This is a genomic window from Paenibacillus sp. J22R56, assembly GCF_056269375.1.
Genome location: NZ_JBWDNV010000011.1, coordinates 19,931 through 42,728, shown reverse-complemented (window position 1 = coordinate 42,728; position 22,798 = coordinate 19,931). Strand labels below are relative to the sequence as shown.

Sequence of the window (22,798 nt, the reverse complement as noted above, 5' to 3'; positions counted from 1 at the left end):
CGGCATTTTGCATGCCGTTAAGAATCACAATTCTTAAGTCCATGCTTTCGAAGTAAGAATTGCTAGAAACGGCATATAGCATGCCGTTAAGAATCACAATTCTTTTTAGGAGGTAATAATGTGATCACGACCAGATTTCGTATGCTCTCTTACTCTCTAGCCCTGCTCCTCGCCTTTATGTCTTTATTAGCCCTTGTTGGCCCTCCGGCAAAAAAAGCTTCCGCAGCCGTATCCGGCTTTGTTACCCGCTCCGGCAGCCAGCTTATGCTGAACGGCCAGCCTTTCCGTTACAGCGGACCTAACCTTTACTGGATTGCGCTTGATGAGAACCCTACTGAATTCCCAACTCCATTCCGTGTAAATAACGCCTTCCAAACGGCCAAAGAAATGGGTGCAACCGTTGCCCGCTCCCATGCTGCCAATTCCTTTGGATGCGCCAAATGTATTATGCCAACGCTTAATACATACAACGAGGAAGCCTTCCAGAAGCTTGATTATGCCATTAAGGCAGCTGGAGATAACGGGCTGCGCCTCGTGCTGCCGCTAATCGACCAATACGACTACTATCACGGCGGCAAAAAATCATGGACCCGCTGGTTCGGCTATCCCGATGACGGAATCAGCTATACCGGTTATGAGTTCTATTACAAACCTGAAATTATTAGTGCTTTCAAGCAGCATTTGAACGTCCTGCTTAACCGTACAAATACCCTCACAGGTATTAAGTACAAAGACGATCCAACGATTATGGCTTGGGAGACCGGCAACGAGCTGGGCTGGTACGACAACCCAACGGCCATGAAGAACTGGACGCAGGAAATTGCTGACTATCTGAAAAGCATCGACAGCAACCATCTCGTCGTCGACGGGACTTATGGCGTGAAGGATGCTCATCTCTCCATTAACAGCGTGGATATTTACAGCGACCACTTCTACCAATGGCCAGCCGTAGGTGCATGCTGCAAAGGCTTGTCTGTCACGCAGCTCAACACGCAAGCTGACAAAGTGCAAGCCGCAGGCAAAGCGATGATTGTTGGCGAATTCGCCTGGAACCTCGAGACTTACGGCTCCCTTGCTAACTTCCTGTCTGCAATCGAAGCACATCCGGCGATTGCCGGCAGCGCTTACTGGGCTCTTTTTGGACAAAATGATGATTACGGCTACAAAGTGCATAACGACGGCTTCACGATCTACTATCCAGGCACAACAACAGATATGCGGGCTAAAGCCCAACAGCTTCGCAATCACGCTTATGCTATGCGCGGAATAGCGGTTCCTGCCGCAGGCGTACCAGGCGATCCACTTATTACCGGACATCAGGCAAATGGCGGCAAGGTGCAGCTCAAGTGGAGAGGTGTAGCCGCAGCAGACAAATATACGGTGGAGCGTGCAACCGCAGGGGCAAGCGGACCATGGACTGTCGTATGTAATCAATGTGCAACAGATAACGACACACCTTGGACTGATCCAACTTCCGTATCGGGTACCGCCTACTGGTATAAAGTTAAAGCACATAACCTTGCTGGGGTTGCCGGAGCTTACTCTCCTGTCTATGCAACCGGCGGAACGGCACTGCCAGCTCCGGGTGCTTTTACACTGACTACACCAACGAGCGGAGCCACGAATCAAAGTGTGCTGCCGACATTTGCATGGAATACTTCCAGCAATGCAGCGAGCTACACCCTTGTTGTAGCAGATAACAGCTCCTATACGAGCCCTGTTATTAATGCCAGCGGACTGACATCAACGTCCTACACGCCAGGATCCTCCTTGGCTTATAACAAAACCTATTATTGGAAAGTAACCGCGGTGAATGGAACTGGATCTACAACGGCTTCGAACGCCGGACTTACCTTCACAACTGCGGCTCAAGTGTCATCTCTTACGATTGACTCGTTTGACTCTTATGCTTCAGACAGCGCCCTGCAAAGTGCCTATGTCCGCAACACGGACGGCGGAGCGTTAACAGTCACTCGCGATACTACGAATAAAAATGGCGGCACTTACGGCATGAAGTTTAACTATACCATTGCTGCTTCCCCTGCCAACTTTGCAGGTGCGACCAAGCAGCTTGGTACCGCGGACTGGTCCGGTACGACAGGCTTGTCGTTGTGGTTAAAGCCGGACGGCTCAAACCGTACTCTTACTATTCAGTTCAAGGAAACAAATGGCGAGCTATGGGAAACTTACTACACCTTGTCGGGCACAACAGCAAGCGTCGTTAATCTGCCCTTCACCTCCTTTAACCATCCGAGCTGGTATAGCGGCGGCAACGGTGTGAAGGACCTAAATACGATTAAGGAATACAGCATCTACGTCAATCAAGGTTCCGGGACCACCGGCAGCAGCTCCATCTACTTCGACTCCGTGACAGCGGGTCAAGTCGGCGGCGGCACGCAGCCTACAGGTGATGCCATTGACAGCTTTGACAGTTATGCTTCCAACAGTGCACTGCAGTCTGCCTACCCAGCTAACTCTTCAGGCAGCGCGATTACACCAACACTTGATACAACTGTGAAAAGTGATGGTACAAACAGCATGAAGCTGAGCTACAGCATCACTACGGCAGCTAACTATGCTGGTGTTGTTCACCCACTCTCTGCGAATTGGACGGGTAAAACCGGAATCTCGCTATGGGTGAAGCCTGACGGCTCGAACCGTACGCTTACCGTACAGTTCAAGGAAGCCGTCGGCGAACCTTGGGAGACTACTTATGTGTTGTCCGGCACAACGGCAACCACGATCCAGGTTCCTTTCAGCAGCTTCTCCCGTCCAAGCTGGTATAGCGGCGGCAACAGCACACGTGATCTTGGTTCCATTGCGGAGATCAACTTCTATGTGAATCAAGGGTCAGGCAGCACGGGCAGCAGTACAATTAATATTGATGCGGTGAAAACGTATTAGGCCTATTTAATTGTAAAAGCCCCCTCAAGTCGGCTAGGTGCCGATTTGAAGGGGCTTTTCTCTTTTTCGCTACTACTAGGACAAGTATGCGTATAGAACCAGCGTCCCGATGCTGCCAATCCATAACATAGGTACGCAGTTCGTTATAATAGCTGCTCTCTTATAACGTTTATGAATACACCAAGCGACGATCGAGCTCGTAATCATGAAGATGGGATAGACTCCAATCCCGATTACAAGTAGGACACTCCCTACACTAATACCGCTGTCAAAAGCAAAGAAAGACACCCCAAACGTGAACAACCATGGAATCAGAGCCAGCACATAAATGATCTGACTAATGACTAAATACTTCTTCATTCTTTTCCCCCTGTTATCTATATGACATTAATTATTCGAGGAAATGAATAAATATCCTTTAGCTTGTACAGTAGGAATGTTCATTCCGGTCCCCTCGTATATTTAGATGGCTAACGAACTCAAAGCCTATGCTTTCGATGCAAGAATCATCACAAACAACTAATCCAAGTTGTTTGTGTGATAATTCTTTTTAGGAGGTACATATCCATGAATGCATCTTACTCGGAACTAAGGGCCAGAGCCCGTGACAGCTTGAGGGGCAATTGGGGAAAAGCAATCGGAGGCTTTGTGCTGTCCCTGCTGCTCGCTGCCGTCGTTGGCATGCTCAACTACTTGCTCCCGATTATCGGCAATCTGATCGGCATCCTAGTCAGCGGCTCCATCTCTTTAGGAATGATCAGCTTCTTCTTAGGCATTGCGAGAAAAGAAAATCCGCCTGTATCAGAGGTATTTAGCGGCTTCTCCCTCATTATTAAAGCGTTCTGTCTATACTTTATGATTGGTTTATTCACCTTCTTATGGACGTTACTGTTCATCATCCCAGGTATCATTGCGGCTTTCCGATACTCCCAGGCTTATTTTCTTCTTCGGGACAATCCAGACATCGGCATCATGGAGGCCATTACCGAAAGCAAACGGTTGATGATTGGTCATAAATGGCGGTACTTCGTGCTTCAGCTTACGTTTATCGGCTGGGCCATCCTGGCTTCCATCACTTGCGGCATCGGCTATCTATGGCTGGCTCCATACATTAGCGTGACGCAAGCTCACTTCTATGATGATCTGATTGGCCGTGCACCGGCTATAGATAATATTAATTAGGAGTTACAGCTCCAGCTGCCTCCGCTTGCCCCGGTTACCCAGTTGCTGCACACCTCAACACCAGACTGGATTTCGTACAACATAATTAAACTTTACTACCGAGCAGCTTGGTCTACATTGGATTGTGTACAGCATAATCTGCCCATTTCAGCGAAAACAGCCACGTTTGTGAAAGTTACTGGATAGACGAATAAAAACGTCCTCTCCATGCGGCTCACTTGCCGTACGGAGAGGACGTTTTGTTATTAGCCTGCGAAATCTTCTGCACTAACTTACTTTCAAGAAAAAGTAAACGTTATTATTACTAAAAGGAACAATAGAAGTATCCCATAGCCAACAGTCCCTACAATTCCACAGACTAAACCTGCGGTTGCAAAGCCGCGCCCTTGTTCTCCTGTTTGATTTATTTCATTCTTTGCTTTTTTAGCGAACACAATCGCAATGATCCCTAGAATAAATCCCAAATACGGCACTACAAGAGCCAAAATACCAAGTACTAGGGCAACAATCGATTTATCGTTTGTCTTGTTCACTCGAAATGGACTTCCCTGCATTTCCACTACCACCACCATGTTCCATTTTATTCTATATTATATGATTACTAACTCTTCTGGAAGACCAAGCGTAAACGGCTGCGCCGTCCTTAGGATGAGCAGCATACGTTTCGCGGGTGAAATATAAGCGTAGTATAGAGTAAATTTATACTTTCTTATATTTTAACAATAAAGGCCAGATCCCCTATTAAGGAATCTGACCTCTCGTCTCATCTCATCTATTTTCACCCCACCATCGGTGCGGTCTCGACATGTGTACCTTCGACTTCATTGCCCTCTTTACGCCAGTACTCGATGCCTCCGAGCATCTCCTTCACTTTAAATCCTAAGCCGGAGAGGCGTGCTGCGCCTTTGGTACCGCCGTTGCAGGCAGGGCTCCAGCAGTAAACGACGATGAGCTGATCCTTCGAGAAGCTTGCCGTTGTCTCCGCGCTGATCTGGTTCGATGGAAGGCTAATCGCTCCAGGAACATGGCATTCCGCATAAGCTTTTTCACTACGCACATCAATCAGTAGGAATTCGTTCAGACCATGCAACATATCGTAATAAACATCCGCTACATCGGTCTCGACCGAGAGCTTGTTCATGTAATGGCGGTGTGTAGCTTCCGGCGAAGCGGCAGGAGTTTCAAGAACGAGAGAATAAGGTCTGTTGATCATAATTAATGCCTCCAGTTAGGGGATTCAGCCAATGCCTTGGCTTGTTGAAAACAATATAACATGTTCCCATCTAACGGAGTTATCGATCGTTTTCGATCAGATACTTCAATGATTCTGATGATTGCCCTCACCGATTAAATCAACAAAACCTATGAAAGCTTTCGACTGCCATTTCTTCTTCGAATAAACAAGCTGCGTATAGAAACGGCATTCCGGGTGGTTAAAAGGTACCGCAATCAATTTCTGCTTCTCTATATCATCAGCTACAGCAATACGGGGCAGCAACGCAACGCCAAGTCCATACACCACACATTGCTTGATTGCTTCCAGATTGCCGAACTCATAAGAGGGTTTAAAATCAATCTCGCTATGTCGCAGCACTTTGAGCAGCATCGCCCGGTAAGAGCAGCCATCCTCGGTCAGAATAAGTGGTTCACCTGCCAAATCCTCCACCTGAATCTCACTTAAATGTGAGAAACGATGCTCTGGATTCGCAATAATGACAAGCTCCTCTTCCCGCAAAACCTGCGTATGAAGCTCGGGATCTGCAAACGGCGGGTCCAAAATAATTCCCACGTCCAGCGTTCCTTCTTTTACCGACTCAATAATAAACGGCTCATTAGCCGGTTGAATCATAATGCTGATGTCCGGATATTGCTGACGGTAATTCTGTAAATAAGGCGGTAAATAATAAGCAGCCAACGTCTCAATCGTTCCGATCGAGAGCGTCCCTTTAGACTGCTTGGAGACAACTTCCTTGGACTCTTCATGCAGCCGAATAACTTCCTTCGCATAAGGAAGCAGCGCTTCGCCGGCGATCGTCAGTCTCATACTTCTGCCGAACCGCTCGAAGAGCACAGCCCCATAAGTTTCCTCAAGACGTTGAATCTGTGTCGTAATACTGGACTGCGCATAACCGAGATTCTCGGCAGCACGAGTGAAGCTCCCCCATTTGGCAACTTCACAGAAGGTTTTCAAATAGGTAAGCTCCATCTCAGGCACCTCTTCTTCTGATATTCCGATTCTCTTATTGCTTACAGCACATGCTTGCGATATTGGTTTGGGGGCAGCCCCGTTATTTTCTTAAACGCTGTGCTGAAATAATGCTGCGATTCATACCCTGTCTTCTCTGCAATTTCATGAATAGCAAGCTCTGTTTCATTAAGCAATCGTATGGCCTCTTTCATTCGAGCGGTTGTCAGCATACTGATGAAGGAAGCCCCCATCTCCTGCTTGAAGATCCGGCTCAAATAAACAGCTGACACATTAAGCTCATTGGCGATGCCTTCAAGAGAAAGATTCTGATCCTCATAACGATCAGCAATAATCTCTTTCGTCCGGCGAACGAACGGGCTTAGACGGGTTTCCCGATTCACGCTGGCTCTCGCCTCTGCATACAGCGTTGGCACATCTCCTGCAGCATTCGGCTGATAACTAGCTACAATCTCAATCTTCAAATAAGCCGCAACATCCGCTTCAATCTGTTTAAAGACAGCCTCCCGCGGTTTGCCCCAGATCAGAACAACAATTAACCCTACTTTATCTCGGAAATGGACGAAAGTAAACGATTGGAGATGCTCCTCCATAATATTCTCGATGGCAAATAGCAGCAGCTGCCGATCCTTCTCGGAGAAAAAAGCTTTCCCTTTCGACTGCTCCGGCCACCTTACAACCCCCACATAATCTGGTGCTTCGGCAGGCATCCGCAGGAAGGATAGCTGCTCCACAATCTCCTCAGCTCCAAGCTCACCCTTAATCCATTCCAGACAAAATCTTTCTCTCAGCAGCGTAAAGTTCTTATCGATCTGCTTGGAAGCCATCTGCAGAAGCTCTGCATTAACCGTTGTCTCCTCCAGCTTCTGAACAACCTTCGCGAGAACTTCCGTCAGCATTCCCGGATTAACCGGCTTTAGAATGTAGTCATCGACCTCCAGCTTAATCGCCTCATAGGCATAGCTGAATTCATCATGGCCGGTAATGATAATAATCTTGCACTTCGGAAGCTGCTCACGGAGATGGCTGATCAACGTCAGCCCATTCATAATCGGCATGCTTAAATCTACTAACAGAATCTGTGCTTGTTTCTCCACGGCAAGCTCGAGCGCTTCCTCACCGTCTTCCGCTTCGCCAACAACCTCCAGATGAAGCTCCTCCCAAGAGATAGAGCTTCGAATACCTTCCCGGATAATGGACTCATCATCAGCGATTAGTACCTTCCATTTGCGTGTCATGTGCGCTTTGCCCCTTCCGAATAATAGGATGCTTGATCGTCACAGTTGTTCCGCTTTTCTCAACACTGTCAATCGTAATGCCGTACGTCTCGCCATAGCTTAACCGGATTCGTTCCTGAACGTTTCTTAGCCCGTAGCTGGTTGCTTGGTTAGAAGAACGCTCGGCTGCCGCACGCTGAGCGGCATTCATATCTGATACATCTGGCATCGTTTCAAGAACGGTACGTAACGCCGCAAGACGTGTCTCTGTCATACCAACTCCGTCATCCTGAATGATTAATTCCAGCATCTCTTCACTAATGACAGCCCTTATTGCAATCATACCTGGGCCGCGGCGTTCCTTAATGCCATGATAGATGGCATTCTCGACAAGTGGCTGAAGGATCAGCTTGAGTACGAACAGATCATCACAGCTTCCATCCACTTCGATCTTGTAGTTCAGCTTATCTTTATATCTCGTCTGTTGAATTTTGAGGTAGCTCTGTATATGCTCGATTTCATCCGTGAGCGGGATGATTTCCTGCCCTTTGCTGAGCCCGATGCGGAACAGCTTGGATAAAGCCTCCACCATCTCCGTTGCTTCCTTCGCGCCATCTTTACGGGCAAGCCATTGGATCGTATCCAGCGTGTTATATAGAAAATGCGGTTGAATATGAGCTTGCAGGCTGCGCAGCTCCGCCTCCCGTTTGAGGCGCTGTTCCGACCATACTTGCGAGATGAGACGCGTCATCTGCGACAGCATTTTATTAAAGCTGCGACCTAGTAAACCAATCTCATCCTCCCTCTCCTCCGGAATCCGAATGCTCATATTCCCTTCTTCTACTTTGCGCATGAAGGAGGCAAGCTGTGAGATTGGCCGGGAGATCGAATGGGACAGGTAGTACGACGCCGCAATCCCAAGCATGCACACAATAAACACAAAAGTAACCAAATATAAATTAATATCCTTAATCTCCTGGACACTGTCCTGCACCGCGAAGACACCTACCGTTGTCCAGTTCGTGAATGAAGATTTCTGATAAATAAATTGCAGCTTCTGGTTCCCTATTGTCTGAGCGAACATCCCCGAAGGCTGTTGACCCAGCAGCGCAACATCAAGGCTCCCGATTTTGGAGTTGCGGGGGGCGTAGATACTTTCGCCTTTATCATTAATGACCATCAGATAACCAGATTTCCCAAGCCTCACATCGCGAACCGTTTCCGCTATGACCCTCAGCTTAAGATCAATCAGCACAACCCCTAACGTCTTTTGCGTATCGGGATCCTGAATGGCCCGAACGACAGAGACGACCTCACTGTCTTTATAGTTAGAGTGTGTCGTAACATTGCGATTAGAAGGATGGCCGATAATTTTGAATATCCCCTTCGCCCCAACCGCTTCCTGATACCAGGTTTCTTTGGTTAAGCTTTCATTCGTCCGCGCATACATCTCGTTGCTGAAATAATCTCCGTTTGGCCGCACGACAATAATGCCTGCAACCTCCGAGTATAACGTTGTAAAGCTTTGCAGAAATTTGGACATGCGGTATTCTTCACGATCATCATCAATAGCTGCCTCGCCTTCATTCAAGAAAGCCTGAATTTCAGGATTCATTGATATGAAGTAAGAGATATTCTGGATATTACCTGCGTAATAGTCCAATGACTTATTGACGTTGTCGATCAGCTGCATCGTGTGATTATTTACCTGCTTCTCCACAATGCCGTTAACGATCCACCCCATTAACAATCCAATGACCAGCGACGGCAGAATACTAATGAGCAGAAAATGCAAAATGAGCTTGTAGCGGATCGACCAGTTGTTCAGCTGGAAGCTCTTCTGAAGTTGTTTGAATTCCATCTTTAAAGCTCCCCTTTTCGTTTAACAGCAACCCTTATTTTGCATAAAACTGATCGACATCAGCAGGGGTCACCACCGTAATCCCCGTATCGATATTGGTTGGCAGCGGAGGAATGCTTGAATCCCCGTTTGCCGACATCGGATTAACGATATGATTATGAAGATGAAACAGCTGCATAAGCGACCAATACCCCATATTCCATGTTCCTTGCGCAAGTGTTGCCGAGATGGTGCCGCTCTTGACCATATCAAGTGTTCCTTTATCGGTGTCAAAGCTGATGATCCGTACTTGATCAAGCTTGCCCAGACGCAAAATCGCATTCCCTGCACCGACGCCGCCGTTCGCTTCCGTTACAAAGATACCCTTCAAATCCGGATACTTCTCCAGCAGCTCTCGAACCTTCTGCTCGGATACCATTTGATCACCTTTGCCATCCTCTACTCCAATCAACTGAACATCCGGGAATTCCTTCTGAAGAGTCTCCTCGAAGCCTCTTGTCCTCTCCTGATGATTCAATTGCTTCGGGAGGGTAACGACCCCAACCTTGCCGCTTCCTCCTGTCAGCTCGGCCATCTTACGCGCGGCCGTAACTCCCGCATTATAGTTATTGGTACCGATGTACGAATAAGCCTTGCTGTTAGGAGCATCTGCGTCAAACATAACAACTGGAATACCGGCTTCTACCGCTTTTTTAATGGCCGAATTAAGTGATTCTGAGTCAATCGCACTTACGGCTATTCCGGCCGGTTTACGTGCAATAACCTGCTCGAGCACCATCACTTCTTCCTGCACATCATATTGTGTAGAGCCGCGGTACTCGACCGATACGCCAAGTGCCTCCGCCGCATCCTCGAAGCCTTTTAGGCCGTTTTTCCAATAATCAATGCCTGCAAGAAAATTAACCATCACATACTTCTCGTCCAGCGTACCATGCAAACCTTCTGTTTCATTTAACAGCTCGCTGTTGTCTTCTTTGACGAAAACCATATATAAATAGACCATTAGTGTGCCAATTAGCACGATGTATACGAGCAGTAGCTTTTTCAAATCGATCCCCCCAAGTGTAAACGGTTGCGCCGTCCTTAGAAGGCGCTACTTACGTTTCACGGTGAAATATAGGCTCAATATTAGAGTAAACGAATATTTCCCTATATTTGAAAACTTCCAAAACGCAAAAAACCGCTTTCATTAACATAGCAGTTAAGCGCGTATAGACACAAGCTTGTGTCTATACGCGCCGAGTTAATTAAGCTGATTTATTTTTGTTATAGAGGTCAAACGCTACCGCGAGCAGCAGCACCAAACCTTTGATGCCTTGCTGGTAATCGATCCCGAGACCAATCAGTGACATACCGTTATTCATAACGCCCATCACAAGACCGCCCACAATCGCTCCGATAACCGTACCAACGCCGCCTGTAGCTGATGCCCCGCCGATAAATACCGCCGCAATCGCATCCAGCTCGAAGTTAACGCCTGCTTTTGGAGTTGCTGCATTCAGCCTGGCTGCAAAGACGAGGCCAGCAAGCGCCGCAAGAACACCCATATTGACGAATACCCAGAAGGTCATTTTTTTGGTCTTAACCCCGGATAATTTAGCTGCCTTCTCGTTGCCGCCAAGTGCGTAAATATGACGACCCATAACAGTCTTACGCATCACGAACGTGTACAGGGCAACTAAAATGAACAACATAATCAGAATGTTCGGCAGACCTTTGTACGAAGCAAGTACATAAGTGAATAAGTTCGTAATGATCACAACCGCTGCCAGCTTGATCAAGAAGAATGGAAACGGCAGAAGCTCAAGCTTGTATTGCTTCTGGATGATACGTGTACGCCATTCCATGAAGATATACACAACGGACAAAGCAATACCAATCAGTATCGTAAGGAGGTGGATATCCCAATCCCCGGGAAGATCCGGCAGAAATCCTGTACTAATCGAGCGGAAGGCGTTCGGGAATGGTGCAACCGATTTGCCGTCCAGCACGAGCATCGTTAAGCCTCGGAACAAGAGCATGCCGGCAAGCGTTACGATAAAGGAAGGTATCCGGACATAAGCGACCCAGAAGCCTTGCCAAGCTCCAACGAGTGCACCAAACACCAGCGACAAGACCATTGCAACCGGGAAGGACATCCCGTGTTTGACCATCATAATCGCAGAGACGGCACCAACAAAAGCGGCAACCGAACCGACGGAAAGGTCGATATGCCCGGTAATAATAACAAGCAGCATCCCAATAGCAAGAATGAGAATATAACTATTTTGAAGAATAAGATTCGTAATGTTAAGTGGCTTCAAAAGAATGCCGTCGGAAAGAAACTGAAAGAGCAGCATGATTAAGATTAGTGCAATGAACATGCCATACTGCCGGATATTGCTGCGGATCAATTTCAGCGCGGTTTCCATGCTGTTCTACCTCCTGCTTTTGGTCATAAACTTCATCAATGTTTCTTGGCTGGCCTCTGCTCTTGGCACTTCTCCTGTAAACCGCCCTTCACTCATCACGTAAATGCGGTCACACATACCAAGCAGCTCGGGCAGCTCTGAGGAGATCATTAGAATGCCTTTTCCTTGTGCAGCCAATTGATTAATAATCGTATAGATTTCATACTTAGCCCCGACATCGATACCCCGCGTTGGTTCATCCAGAATAAGCACATCCGGACCAGTAAAAATCCACTTACTGAGCACGACCTTTTGCTGATTTCCTCCACTCAGGTTTCCTGTTTTCTGATGGATGCTTGGCGTCTTAATATTGAGCTTTTTGCGGAAGCCCTCTGCCTCATTAATCTCTTTGTAGTCATCCACCACAAACCACTTGGAAATGCTGTGCAAATTAGCAAGGGTTGTATTCCGCTTGATATCATCCATCAGAATAAGGCCATATTCCTTCCGGTCTTCGGTTACATATGCAATGCCTTCATCAATCGCTTTGCTGATATCAGGCAGCTTCGTTTCCTTGCCATCCTTAAACAGCTGTCCGCTGATTTTTTTGCCATAGGACTGACCGAAGATGCTCATCGCAAGCTCCGTGCGGCCTGCCCCCATCAGCCCAGCTATACCCACAATCTCGCCGCGGTTAATATGGAAGCTGACCTCATCGATGACCTTTCGTTCCGATTGCTGGGGATGATAGACATTCCAGTTCTTCACTTCGAACAGGGTGTCCCCGATGTTTGGCTCCCGCTCCGGATAACGATGTGTTAGATCACGTCCTACCATGCCTTTAATAATCCGGTCTTCCGTAATCTGGTCTTCCCGGACATTTAACGTTTCGATCGTCTTGCCATCACGCAAAATCGTAATCGAATCGGCTACCTTCATAATCTCGTTAAGCTTATGTGAAATAATAATCGAGGTAAGGCCTTGCTCCTTAAAAGCCAGCATCAGATTCAGTAGATTCTCGCTGTCCTCTTCATTAAGTGCGGCCGTTGGTTCATCCAGGATCAGCAGCTTTACTTCCTTCGATAACGCCTTGGCGATTTCAACAAGCTGCTGCTTGCCGACGCCAAGTGTCCCTGCATGGATATTTGGTGATTCGGATAAGCCCACTGTTTTGAGCAGCTCTCGTGTTTTTACAACCGTCTCGTTCCAGTTAATAATGCCGCGGCTTGCCTGCTCGTTCCCGAGGAAAATATTTTCCGCTACCGATAGCTGCGGGATGAGAGCAAGCTCCTGATGAATAATAACAATGCCTAACTCTTCACTGTTACGGATATCTTTAAATTCGCAGGCATTGCCTTTGAATAAAATGTCGCCCTCATAAGAACCATGTGGATATACGCCGGAAAGCACCTTCATCAGCGTCGATTTGCCCGCTCCGTTTTCTCCCATTAAGGCATGAATCTCGCCTGCTTTTACTTGCAAATTAACATTCTCCAGCGCCTTAACGCCCGGAAAGGTTTTGGTGATTCCCCGCATTTCTAGTAGGATATCAGTCAAAGCTATCACCACGCCTTCAATTAGATAAATGGAAAATGATCTAGCGACGGTTTTGTGGCCGTCGCTAAACCATTTGGCTGCCGCAAATGTAACAGAATTGCTTATTTCAGTTCGTCTTCGCTGTAGTAACCCGAGTCAACGAGTGTTTGCTTGTAATTACTGCTGTCTACGGATACCGGTTCAAGCAGGAAGGAAGGAACAACTTTCACGCCGTTGTCATAGGTTTTCGTGTCGTTAACTTCAGCATCTTTTCCTTCGATAACCGCTTGAGCCATACCAACCGCTACCTTCGCAAGCTCACGAGTATCTTTGAAGATCGTGGACGTTTGTTCGCCGGCAATGATCGATTTCACCGATGCAAGCTCAGCGTCTTGGCCTGTAATAATTGGCATTGGCTTATCAGCTGTGCCGTAGCCTACACCTTTAAGGGACGAGATAATACCGATACTGATACCGTCATATGGGGACAATACTGCGCTTACCGTGTCGCTTGCATAGTTTGCGCTGAGCAGGTTATCCATACGGGATTGTGCTGTTGCGCCATCCCAGCGGAGAGTAGCAACCTGTTCCATTTTGGTTTGACCGCTTTTTACAACCAGCTTGCCGTTATCGATGTACGGTTGAAGAACAGACATTGCACCATCGAAGAAGAAGTAAGCATTGTTATCGTCCGGGGAACCGGCGAACAGCTCAATGTTGAACGGTCCTTTTCCGGCTTTCAGACCAAGCTTCTCTTCCAGATAGGAAGCCTGCAGTACGCCTACTTTGAAGTTATCAAAGGTTGCATAGTAGCTGACATGCTCGGTATTTTTGATCAGACGGTCATAAGCGATTACTTTAATGTCCGCGTCAGCTGCTTTTTGCAGAACATCTGTTAGGGACTCGCCGTCGATAGCTGCGATCACCAGTACTTTAACGCCCTTCGTAATCATGTTCTCGATTTGCGATACTTGGTTCTCAATAACGTCCTCTGCATACTGCAGATCTACCGTGTAACCAAGCGCTTCGAATTCCTTCTTCATGTTGGCGCCGTCGCCCACCCAGCGCTCCGATGACTTCGTTGGCATCGAGATTCCGATTTTGCCCATTTCAGTAGTTGCGCCTGCATTGGTACTTTCCGTGCTGTCGGCGGTGTTTGTGCTGCCCGTGTTGTTAGCCGCTTTGTCGTTGTTGTTCGTGCCATTGCTGCTGCTGTTCGCCCCGCAAGCCGCAAGCACAACGATTAGTGCCGTTAACATTAAGATCGATAACATCTTTTTCATTTCTGTCTATCCCCTCTCGATTTGTGGAAATGAATTGTTGATAGACAAATCATACAGGGGCGAAAGAACAATATCTTTGCACTTCGTTTACTGGTTTTTATAAAAAAACAAACAAAAAGAGGGAGCAATGACACTGACGTTCTGGTCATCGCAGCACTGGAATTGTAATAAGACCCTCGCAGGGTCTTATCAGCGGGAGTTAGGCTGCAGGCGTGAATGTAAGACCTTGGCAGGGTCTTATGCACTCCCAACAATGGGAAAACAGCGGGGTTCAAGGGCCTTGATGACGCAATAAGACCCTCGCAGGGTCTTATCAGCGGGGAGTTAGGCTGCAGGCGTGAATATAAGACCCTACCAGGGTCTTATATGAAATAAGGACTGTCTCAGTGTCATCATCGATGACTTCTGTAGACAGTCCTTATCTTCTTACCTCAGAGCGATATCGCCCTTTCGGATATCTATCGTTTCCCGCATGAATGATTTAATGGCCATTATGGCCTTCTCTTCTGCTTGACAAGCTTTATCGAGCAGCGGGATAAGCCGCTCTATCGCCGGCATATGATCGCTCTGCACAAGACGTTTCGATTCTTCGAAGGCTTCTGCAACGCGCGCATACTGCAAGGCTGCCTCCCTCAGGGATGGCCAATACGTCTCCAATACAGTGAAATAGCTCCGAATATCCTGCTTCGAAGCCGCGTAGCTGCGAAGCACTGTCGGCCATCCTTCACGGTCATATTGGCCATTTTGAAGGGAAGAAGTGATCGCCGCATACGCTGACTTCCCGCAAGCATACTCGCTCTCGGGAAGCATCGGATCATGCGTTTCCCATCGGTACACCGCCTGCATCAACGATTCCCGGCATACTTCCATATGGTCTAATGGGATCCGATTCTCGAGCACCTGATAGTACCAATACGAATTACAGCCTAAGGAATGGTAGGGGAGCTGCTCCAGCTTCTCTTCCCTGCCATTCGAAAGAAAGAGGATCTGCTGCTCATCATCGTAACCCGCAGCGACAACAAATTGATCCTTCCATATAATTGCGCCAGTTCCGTCATCTATTGCCTTCTTGATCTGAAGAATGGCCGCATCTCTGTAAAGAGGAAAGGCAGCATCAAAGGTAAAACCCGCATTCGACGAAGCGGCAATACCAATAAAATCAGCGGCGAGAAAATTTTCTGCTATCCAGTTGTAAGCGGTAGGACCTTCTGCCGTTAACCGTCGGTTGACGGTAAACCGGAAAGCCGCTGATGTCATACCAGCCAGCATAGGCTTGGAATAAGTCGTCCATCCTTTATGAGTTAAAACCGCATGCATAGCATCGATATAGGATTCCGATTCAATCGTCATTTTTAAATTCGTAAGGATAACCGCCATGGGTTCACCTCTCATCCTGTAAGATCATTTGGGTGTATGAATTCCCCACCTAGGAATTATGGATCTTCGCGGATCAAGGTGTTGACCGGATAAATTACGAAATACATCAACCGCCCGACCCTCGAGTTGCTGCGCTGCGGCTAATTGCCCCGTTAACAATTCGACTTGATTACGGTCAACCTGCCGAGCACCACCCGTTTCGATAATGCCATCTCTGATTAGCGGAAGAATACCATTAAGCTCCTCATACAGCCGTGAAGCCTCATCCAACTCAGGATAGACTACTCGTGCTTCTTGCAAATACGCGCAAATCTCTTCCCGCGAATAACAGTAGGAATCCAGAATATACACCGCGCCGCCCTCATCATAATCTCCCTGCTTGAGCGCTCTAATCAGAAAATCATACGCAAGTCGACCGGATCCGATATCGGTATTAGGCAATGTTTTATGAGGAGTATCCCAGTCATAGATGGCAAGCCGCAGCGATTCCAGAATCATCGCCTCAAGAGGAATGTCCACCTTGCTGCCAAACGCCTGACAATACCAGAACTCCGTAAAGTTAAGGCCAAGGTTATCGTATAGGACAATCTGCGACTCGCCCGACCAGCCATCCTGTACGAAAAACACCTGATCCTCTTCATCATAACCGTCAATAACGCCAAACTCCGGTATCCAATAAATAACGCCAACACCCCGGTCAAGACTCTCCTTCACCCATTGAACCGCATCCTGCTGGTAATGGCGGAACGTTGGATGCCTCGTTCTGCCGGCATCAAGCACCGTATATATCCCAAGATTATCGATGCCGGGTCTATGCTCGTTAATCCACTCTCCATAAGCCGAGACCGATAATGGCAGCAGTCGTTCATGAACGGTGAATTTAAAAGCCATCCCGGTAAGTCCGGACAGTCGGTATTTCGGCCCCTCGAACAGTCCGGCTGCCGTCAGTATGGCATACAGACTATCAATGTAGGATTTGGCTTCCCGCTTCATATCGAGTTGTAATCGCACGTTAGGCAAGGTCCATCCTCCTGAATAAATTATTCTGTTCCTCTTAACCGATTCGTGATCTGTTCGCACTTGATTTGAAGATTTTGCTTGAGCCATTTCGGAGCTATCAGCTCCTCCCACTCAGTCACAAGCAGATGCTGCAGAAAACTGTCCGTATCATAAAAAGCTACTGTATAAATAAGCTCATTCCGAGATTGAATAGGAAAGCCTCTCCAGCTGTTTCCATTAAGCGGAGCGCATAATCTGATCTTCGCCAGATAAGGAGCACGGGCAGGCTTGCTGCCTTGTTCAAGCTGTAAGAGCGACTCACGATCCTCAAAGCCAAACGCCGTACCTGCAATAGAGAGATGAATGATGCCATCCAGCCTTAGCAGAATCGGGCGTTCGCCTGCCTCGCAGTGTACCGCCACATAATCCGCATGATAACGGGATACGAACCGAATCGGACTGACATGCAGCTGGCGCTCACCCTCTTCATCTCTATAGAGTGCATAAACCGACTTTTTGTCCGCAATAGCCTCAGAAAGCAGCTCCATATGCTGAACAGCCCGCGGGCTTGCGTCAAAGATCGGCAGTTTGGAAAAGCCTTTCTCTTCGAGGTTCTCCGAAGCCTCGAATCTGCTCAGCAAATCCGCTACACGCCTAACTGATTCGGCATTGTCATAATTATAGTGACGATATCGAAGTGCGAGGTACTTCAGAATCTTCTGCTCTTCTTCCGACAGATATAGATGAGGAAGCACAAAGGCTTCATCCTCATAGCAATAGCCGCGATGTTTGGCCACATATTTGAGCGGCGCTCGAAGTGACATTTCCATATATTCAATGTCCCGCGCAGCCTGACGCTTCGAGATTTCGAATTGTTTGGCTAGAAGGCTGCTGTTTGGATAAAGACCTGCACGTACTTGCTGATCAAACCACCCGATGCGATGCATATTGCTCATCCTCTCACAGCCCCCTTGTCTTTTTCTTTCTATTACAGCATTTTCTGGAGATAAACTGCAACCAGAATGTAATGTATTACTTCACGGCTGCGTCTACTCTCTCCTGTGATGCAGGGATGCATCGTTTACATACTTTCAAAGCTTTTCCTTCCGTCGTCGTCTGGGTGTACAGCAGTTTAATTCTCGTTCTGTTGCATACGGGACATGTCCCTCTGCCGCGGGATGGAAGATTCCAGAGTACACGGCCCCTTTTTGTTTTCGCCATTGTTCATGACCTCATTTCTATGTGATGTGCCCATTATAGAACAAGTGGTATGACATAAAATGTCATACCACTTAAGAAATATATAATCCTTCACTTGACTTCACCGGCGACAATCCAAAGAGGTATGACACTAGAGCTGTCATACCTCTTTTTAATGCTTGTCCATTTGGGGTATAGTGGAATAAGGAAATGCCATTTTCAAGAGGAGGGGTTCGTTCATGCCACAGGAGATTTGGATTAACTTGCCGGTCAAGGATGTTCAAAGTTCAACTGCCTTTTTTAATCAGATCGGATTTCAGGCGGTAGCCGTAGGTAATGAAAGAGCAAAGCTTAGCGTAGGGAGTACAACGATATTGCTGTTCCCGGAAGCCGCGATTGAGCAATTCGCAGGTGCGAAAGTAGCTGATACCTCCCAATTTACAGAAGTCTTGTTTTCCCTTGGGGCTGACAGCAGAGAAGAAGTGAATGAAATTGTCCGAAAGGTAGAGCTTGCTGGCGGAACTATCTATAGCAAGCCGGAAGAAAGCCAAGGCTGGATGTATGGCGCAGGCTTTGCCGACCTGGACGGGCACCGTTGGAATTTGCTGTACATGGATGAGAGTAAAATGCCACAAGGCTAATAGGAAACGCCGGTAACCTTATTAAGGTCACCGGCATTTTTTTATACCCCATACAATCTCCTGTAAGCAGTTGGTGTCATGCCTTCATGCTCCATAAATCGCTTGTTGAAATAGCTGACGCTGGGATATCCCGCTTCCTCTGCAATTTGACCGATATTATCATCCTTCCTCTCAAGCAGCCACTGCTTTGCCGCCTGCAGTCGACAGCGAGTAATGAAGTCCATCGGCGTCATTCGCGTTGCATTCTTGAACAGCTTGCAGAAGTAATAAGGCGTAACACCTACCTTATCTGCCCATTCCTCCAGGATAAAAAGCTTCACCGCCTCCTGCTGCATCAGCGGGAGCAGTTCCATAATCCGTTCGCTCGATGTACCTGTCTTGTTCCCTTGCAAGGCAACCGCCTGTTCGACGAAAATCGTCAGCAGCATATAGGTCAGCATCGACAAATGTGCGGGGCGCAGCATTCGGTACGTCACCGCTTCGTTAAGCAGTTCTTCATGAGCCTGCTCCCAGACTACAGGCTGGCGAATTTGCCACAAGGGGCTTTTGTGAAATCCCTGCTCGATGAGATAATCCCTTAGGCCCGTCCCCCCATAAAAATGAAACCAACGTACATCCCACGGTTCATCTTGGCTGCTGTAATAACGCTGCTTCTGCAAGGGGAAATAAAGGACAGCCTCCCCTGCGCGAAGCTCATGGACTACTCCGTCAATTTCGGCAAAACCCTTGCCCGAAACACAGTAGTGGATATTGAAATTGTTAAGTGCTCCCGCTTCCCGTTCTGCACTATGCTCTGGATCATTACGATAATTACCGACTGATTCCGGCAAGCAAAAGTAAGGCATATTCGGAAGAGTAAGCAGCAGGCTTTGGCGTTTCATATCGCGCACCTCTTATGACAATATTGTTTTAACCGAACACAAAATAATATCATTTTAATTTTAATTATCTTCTCCTATAATCGCAATATAGTCATAAATCATTTAGACGAAGCGAGGGTGAAGCATGAGCAAAAAGTTAAAATGGGGCATCTTGGGATGTGCCGGAATTGCAAAGCGCGCAGTAATTCCAGGTCTTCATTTATCTGAGTTGAATGAAGCAGCCGCAATCGCAAGCCGTGACGGAGAAAAAGCGAAACAAACAGCTGAAGAGCTTAACATTCCAACTGCCTATGACAGCTACGAGGCGCTTTTGGCCGACAGCTCCATTGACGTTATTTATATACCGCTGCCAAATCATCTCCATAAGGAGTGGGCGATTCGCGCAGCCGAAGCAGGCAAGCACATTTTATGCGAGAAGCCAATCGCCTTAAACGCGCACGAAGCAGCAGAAATGGCCGAAGCAGCAGATAAAGCAGGCGTTCTTCTGTCTGAAGCTTTTATGTACCGCTATCATCCCCGTTACCAAACAATAAAGGATTTAATCGCATCCGGTGCCATTGGTGAGGTTCGCGGGATCCGCAGTGCGTTTACTTTTAACAACCCGAATGATTCTAAAAATGTTCGCTTCCGGAAGGACTGGGGCGGCGGCTCGATCTATGATGTAGGCTGTTACCCGCTAAACGCGGCTCGACTACTGCTGGGTAAAGAGCCACAGGCGGTTACCGTTAATGCCCTCTTCTCTCCTGAACATGATGATGTGGATATGATGGCTTCTGGACTTGTTGAGTTTGAAGGTGATGTATCACTTACGTTCGACTGCGGCATGTGGGCTGCCTTCCGCAACCCGCTGGAGGTGCTTGGTACGGACGGAATTATTGAGGTTCCTTCTGCCTTTGTAACACCTACGCCGGAGAGCAGCCATATTTACCTGACTGCTAACGGTGAGCGCCGACAAATTGAAGTACCGTATGTCAACTCATATACGGCGCAAGCAGATTCTTTGTACCACTCGATTACAAATGGAACTCCACTTACCTTCCAGACGTCAGATGCGATTAGCAATATGAAAGTCATTGACGCTTGCTTGTTATCTGCCCGTGAACGGACAAGAGTAACTTTATAATCTAAGGAGGCTGACTAATATGGAATTCTTGAACTTAAAAGGATTGGACAAACCGGTATCCCGCTTAATGAAAGGCACGGACTATTTCTACAATGACTCTTATGAGAAAGCTGCTGCCAACCTGGACGCTTACTTCGCCATCGGCGGCAACTGCATGGACTCTGCCCATATTTATTGCGGCGGGCAAAGCGAGGTAGTAATGGGACGATATCTAAAGGAACGCGGCAACCGCGATCAGTGGGTCATACTGACCAAAGGCGCCCATCACGATCAGAACGGTCCTCGTGTCAGCCGTGAAGCGATTCGCAGCGACCTGATGACAAGCCTCGAGCGTCTGCAGATTGATACGATCGATATGTATGGCCTTCACCGCGATGATCCAAACGTGCCTGCTGGTGAAGTCATTGAAATCCTGAATGAGCATATTAAATCCGGTGCTGTGCAAACGATTGGTGTGTCCAACTGGACTTGGCAGCGTATTCAAGAGGCGAATGATTATGCCGCGGCAAAAGGTCTCGTTGGCTTCTCGTTCAGCAGCCCTAACCTGAGTCTCGCCAAAGCAAACGAGCCGTTCTGGGCAGGCTGCGTATCTGCTGATGCAGAGACCATCGCATGGCATGAAGCTAACCAAATGCCTCTGTTCTCCTGGTCCTCCCAAGCACGCGGCTTCTTCACAGGCCGCTTCACCCCAGAGGATCGCAGCAATGCCGATTTGGTCCGCGTCTTCTACAGCGACGACAACTGGGAGCGTTATGAACGTGCGAAACAGCTTGCGGAGCAAAAGAATGTCACGCAGATTCAGATCGCGCTGGCTTACGTGCTTAACCAAGCCTTCCCAACCTGCGCCCTCATCGGCGCTCAATCACTCGAGGAGCTCCGCTCCTGCGATGAAGGCTCGCGAATCAAGCTGACCCGCGAAGAAATGGACTGGCTGGATTTGAGCTCGGATAAGAAATAAGTTGATGTAAAAAAGACGATGCAGGGAGTTTTTCTGCATCGTCTTTTGCTTTTTCAAGGCCTTTTATTCATAAATCTATCTGCATTTCTCCTGAACCCAAATTTCTCATACAACCCATGAGCATCTAAGGTACCAAGCAGTCCCATTATCCCCTCGTACTGTCCAACAATAAGTCCAACCAACTCCTTGCCCAGCCCATGTCCTCTATGTTCCTCGTCGATAAACACATCAGCCAGATAATAAACTGTCGCCCAATCTGTAACAACCCGAGCAAAGCCAACCTGCTTGTCCTCCAGATAAATACCGTAACATATCGAGTTTTGAATGGACTTTTCGATCATCTCTATCGGCCTTTGATTCGCCCAGTAGCTTCTGCCTAAGAAGGCACCAATTGTTTCTATGTTAAGCAGAGACTTATCATCGCTAATTCTATAATTCTTATACAAATGCTCCACACTTCAGCCCCCATTTAATATTTTCATAAAAGTAACCCGATGATAGCCTTCTGTAAAAAAGTCTTGTTCCTCTTTGATCAAATCAAAGCCTATGTTCCGGTAAAAATCAATCGTGCCCTCATTCCCTGGATGACCCAGCGTGTACAAAATCACTTTCTCTTCGTTTAGCTCTCTCAATCTATCACAAATCGTACTGATCAGCGCTCGGCCTATACCCTTTCGGGCAGCACTTTTCTTGACTACGACACCAACAATTTCGTAGAGGCCAGCCTCATCGTTGTAGATAAAACCTGTATGCCCACTGACTATGCCGTCCTCCTCCGCAACATAATACTCACTTTTGCATGAGGAACTTGTAAAGTATTCCCTCCATCTTTCAGGATATCTAGCAACAACAAATGATGGGAACTGCAGTGGGTATTCCTCGAAAATATGGATCACATCTTGCTGATCATTTTGCTGCAAGCGTCGGATAAGCATAGGATTTCCTCCTAATAGGGAGTGGCTATTGCTGCAATCAAATTATGGCCTAAAAGAATAGAAGAGTAGGGCGTTATCCATATTTTACAAGTAACTATCGTTAAT

Annotated in this window: 22 protein-coding genes; 5 read left to right on the top strand and 17 right to left on the bottom strand. The window is 47.6% G+C overall.

Annotated elements, in window-relative coordinates:
* Positions 1-120: 120 nt before the first annotated feature.
* On the top strand, positions 121-2,904 hold the full coding sequence (locus AC0YNT_RS24850; RefSeq protein ID WP_475807014.1) for a carbohydrate binding domain-containing protein: 2,784 nt from the start codon (positions 121-123) through the stop codon (positions 2,902-2,904).
* A 75-nt stretch (positions 2,905-2,979) separates the two neighbouring features.
* On the opposite strand, the gene AC0YNT_RS24845 is transcribed toward AC0YNT_RS24850, so the two are convergent.
* On the bottom strand, positions 2,980-3,264 hold the full coding sequence (locus tag AC0YNT_RS24845; RefSeq protein ID WP_475807013.1) for a hypothetical protein: 285 nt from the start codon (positions 3,262-3,264) through the stop codon (positions 2,980-2,982).
* A 207-nt stretch (positions 3,265-3,471) separates the two neighbouring features.
* Here AC0YNT_RS24845 and AC0YNT_RS24840 point away from each other — a divergent pair, with 207 nt between their 5' ends.
* Complete coding sequence (locus tag AC0YNT_RS24840) at positions 3,472-4,086, top strand: DUF975 family protein (protein WP_475807012.1); 615 nt, start codon at positions 3,472-3,474, stop codon at positions 4,084-4,086.
* Positions 4,087-4,364: 278 nt separating this feature from the next.
* Here AC0YNT_RS24840 and AC0YNT_RS24835 read toward each other — a convergent pair whose 3' ends face one another.
* The 13 genes from AC0YNT_RS24835 to AC0YNT_RS24775 all read right to left on the bottom strand — a co-directional run bounded on the left by AC0YNT_RS24835 (position 4,365) and on the right by AC0YNT_RS24775 (position 18,176).
* On the bottom strand, positions 4,365-4,619 hold the full coding sequence (locus AC0YNT_RS24835) for a DUF4190 domain-containing protein (protein ID WP_475807011.1): 255 nt from the start codon (positions 4,617-4,619) through the stop codon (positions 4,365-4,367).
* Positions 4,620-4,864: 245 nt separating this feature from the next.
* Positions 4,865-5,299: a rhodanese-like domain-containing protein gene (locus AC0YNT_RS24830; RefSeq protein WP_475807010.1), complete on the bottom strand. Its 435-nt coding sequence runs from the start codon at positions 5,297-5,299 to the stop codon at positions 4,865-4,867.
* Between the two features lie 105 nt (positions 5,300-5,404).
* Positions 5,405-6,292 (bottom strand): LysR family transcriptional regulator, encoded by an 888-nt coding sequence (locus AC0YNT_RS24825; RefSeq protein ID WP_475807009.1) that lies wholly within the window; start codon positions 6,290-6,292, stop codon positions 5,405-5,407.
* A gap of 41 nt (positions 6,293-6,333) precedes the next feature.
* Positions 6,334-7,530, bottom strand: a complete 1,197-nt coding sequence (locus AC0YNT_RS24820) for a response regulator transcription factor (RefSeq protein ID WP_475807008.1) — start codon at positions 7,528-7,530, stop codon at positions 6,334-6,336.
* The gene (locus AC0YNT_RS24815) at positions 7,499-9,370 is read right to left on the bottom strand and encodes a cache domain-containing sensor histidine kinase (RefSeq protein WP_475807007.1); all 1,872 of its coding nucleotides are present in this window, start codon (positions 9,368-9,370) and stop codon (positions 7,499-7,501) included. Before AC0YNT_RS24815 ends, AC0YNT_RS24820 begins: the two co-directional genes overlap by 32 nt.
* 34 nt (positions 9,371-9,404) lie before the next feature.
* Positions 9,405-10,418, bottom strand: coding sequence for a substrate-binding domain-containing protein (locus tag AC0YNT_RS24810; protein WP_475807006.1), 1,014 nt, complete (start codon positions 10,416-10,418; stop codon positions 9,405-9,407).
* A 199-nt stretch (positions 10,419-10,617) separates the two neighbouring features.
* A complete protein-coding gene (mmsB, locus tag AC0YNT_RS24805; RefSeq protein ID WP_475807005.1) occupies positions 10,618-11,781 on the bottom strand; it encodes a multiple monosaccharide ABC transporter permease in 1,164 nt (387 codons plus the stop codon).
* Between the two features lie 6 nt (positions 11,782-11,787).
* Positions 11,788-13,317, bottom strand: coding sequence for a multiple monosaccharide ABC transporter ATP-binding protein (gene mmsA, locus AC0YNT_RS24800; RefSeq protein WP_475807004.1), 1,530 nt, complete (start codon positions 13,315-13,317; stop codon positions 11,788-11,790).
* A 101-nt stretch (positions 13,318-13,418) separates the two neighbouring features.
* Positions 13,419-14,579: a multiple monosaccharide ABC transporter substrate-binding protein gene (gene chvE / locus AC0YNT_RS24795; protein WP_475807003.1), complete on the bottom strand. Its 1,161-nt coding sequence runs from the start codon at positions 14,577-14,579 to the stop codon at positions 13,419-13,421.
* A gap of 426 nt (positions 14,580-15,005) precedes the next feature.
* A complete protein-coding gene (locus AC0YNT_RS24790) occupies positions 15,006-15,956 on the bottom strand; it encodes a hypothetical protein (protein WP_475807002.1) in 951 nt (316 codons plus the stop codon).
* A 24-nt stretch (positions 15,957-15,980) separates the two neighbouring features.
* On the bottom strand, positions 15,981-16,967 hold the full coding sequence (locus tag AC0YNT_RS24785; protein WP_475807235.1) for a hypothetical protein: 987 nt from the start codon (positions 16,965-16,967) through the stop codon (positions 15,981-15,983).
* Between the two features lie 29 nt (positions 16,968-16,996).
* Entirely contained in the window at positions 16,997-17,911 is a 915-nt protein-coding gene (locus AC0YNT_RS24780) for a helix-turn-helix transcriptional regulator (RefSeq protein ID WP_475807001.1), read from the bottom strand.
* Positions 17,912-17,987: 76 nt separating this feature from the next.
* The gene (locus tag AC0YNT_RS24775) at positions 17,988-18,176 is read right to left on the bottom strand and encodes a hypothetical protein (protein WP_475807000.1); all 189 of its coding nucleotides are present in this window, start codon (positions 18,174-18,176) and stop codon (positions 17,988-17,990) included.
* 218 nt (positions 18,177-18,394) lie between these two features.
* On the opposite strand from AC0YNT_RS24775, the gene AC0YNT_RS24770 reads away from it, so the two are divergent.
* Positions 18,395-18,796 carry a VOC family protein gene (locus AC0YNT_RS24770; protein ID WP_475806999.1) on the top strand — a complete coding sequence of 134 codons (402 nt, stop codon included), beginning with the start codon at positions 18,395-18,397 and terminating at the stop codon, positions 18,794-18,796.
* A gap of 41 nt (positions 18,797-18,837) precedes the next feature.
* On the opposite strand, the gene AC0YNT_RS24765 is transcribed toward AC0YNT_RS24770, so the two are convergent.
* Entirely contained in the window at positions 18,838-19,677 is an 840-nt protein-coding gene (locus AC0YNT_RS24765; RefSeq protein WP_475806998.1) for an AraC family transcriptional regulator, read from the bottom strand.
* Between the two features lie 124 nt (positions 19,678-19,801).
* Here AC0YNT_RS24765 and AC0YNT_RS24760 point away from each other — a divergent pair, with 124 nt between their 5' ends.
* Positions 19,802-20,800 (top strand): Gfo/Idh/MocA family protein, encoded by a 999-nt coding sequence (locus AC0YNT_RS24760; RefSeq protein ID WP_475806997.1) that lies wholly within the window; start codon positions 19,802-19,804, stop codon positions 20,798-20,800.
* A 19-nt stretch (positions 20,801-20,819) separates the two neighbouring features.
* Complete coding sequence (locus AC0YNT_RS24755; RefSeq protein ID WP_167278645.1) at positions 20,820-21,758, top strand: aldo/keto reductase; 939 nt, start codon at positions 20,820-20,822, stop codon at positions 21,756-21,758.
* Positions 21,759-21,811: 53 nt separating this feature from the next.
* Here the strand turns inward: AC0YNT_RS24755 and AC0YNT_RS24750 are convergent, their stop codons facing one another.
* Positions 21,812-22,213 carry a GNAT family N-acetyltransferase gene (locus AC0YNT_RS24750; RefSeq protein ID WP_475806996.1) on the bottom strand — a complete coding sequence of 134 codons (402 nt, stop codon included), beginning with the start codon at positions 22,211-22,213 and terminating at the stop codon, positions 21,812-21,814.
* A gap of 3 nt (positions 22,214-22,216) precedes the next feature.
* Positions 22,217-22,693 (bottom strand): GNAT family N-acetyltransferase, encoded by a 477-nt coding sequence (locus AC0YNT_RS24745; RefSeq protein ID WP_475806995.1) that lies wholly within the window; start codon positions 22,691-22,693, stop codon positions 22,217-22,219.
* Positions 22,694-22,798 lie beyond the last annotated feature (105 nt).